The following is a 1,034-nucleotide window of genomic DNA, read 5'->3' on the forward strand; positions in this document are numbered from 1 at the left end:
TACTCAAACTCAGAACTTGAACAATTTTCTTCGGAATGTGAGCAGTATCTAAAAATCATTCGAGAGTCGCTTCCCGATAACCTTCAACATACCCTATTTCTTTATGAAGACGCTCTAACTTCATTGCAAACTATTTTGGAAAGTAAAATATATTTGCAAGGATTTAAAGATGCACTATATCTTTTTAATGAACTACATATTCAAATGAATTAAGGGCCCTCCGGGCCTTTTTCTTTTGCACTTCAGACCCTGTCGTATAACGTCCCTCGTATTCACGAACCCGAGAACCTTAAGCCCCAACGGGGCGGCCGCGATGCGGTTAGGTTCGCAGGGTTGTCCGCCTGAACAGCTCCCTCGAAAATTCCTCTGGCGGACCAAGAAGCCGTCAGGCTTCGCTGCGTGAATACGGTGTTATATGACGTATGACTCTTCTTCGGGTAGCAAACACGCATCCCCGCATCATAGTAAAGACTTCATATCATCTTCATATTTTTGATAGTCTGTCCAACCTAATATATCAATTACTTCTTTTGCTAAATTCCTTAGTGGTACAGTTGGATAACCTATATTATTAAAACAAGTAATTAAAAAATCATTATAGTTTCCTTCTTCAAAATGCATAGCCTGATTTCTTCCTTGCCATATGACGTTTTTTAAAACATCTTTTCTGATTTGCCTACCATCAGGACAATTTTTTATTCCATTATGTACAAAACTAATCCCTTGCTTGGCAATTTGTAGTAGCGCTCCTGAAAGAGCACTAATTGAATGTTTTTTGTTTTCAATCGAATCTTTAATATTATTTATTTCATCTAAAATAGGAATTAGAATCCTCTGTTGATATTCTGCTTGTTTATTAAAAGCATGCATCATTTGAAATTCATTAAAATGATCGTCCGGATCGAATTCTTTTCTTCTGAAATCTTCATAGAGAACATCATGATGTTTTTTTCGCTCTTCATACAATATTAAAAGGTTATTTAGTTGATTCTCCTCAAATCGAATAAGTTTTATTAGTGATTCGGCAGCATATT

1 protein-coding gene and 1 pseudogene are annotated in these 1,034 nt (G+C 36.2%); one reads left to right on the plus strand and one right to left on the minus strand.

All coding sequences use genetic code 11. From position 1 onward, the window contains the following. The coding region (locus PBA01S_RS23000) for a hypothetical protein (protein WP_127576782.1) at window positions 1-213 on the plus strand (213 nt) is incomplete at its 5' end. Between the two features lie 246 nt (window positions 214-459). Here the strand turns inward: PBA01S_RS23000 and PBA01S_RS22895 are convergent. Further along, window positions 460-1,034 (minus strand): annotated as a pseudogene (locus PBA01S_RS22895) (hypothetical protein); the annotation flags it as partial.

It is taken from the genome of Paenibacillus barengoltzii NBRC 101215 (genome assembly GCF_004000745.1).
Taxonomy (GTDB): domain Bacteria; phylum Bacillota; class Bacilli; order Paenibacillales; family Paenibacillaceae; genus Fontibacillus; species Fontibacillus barengoltzii.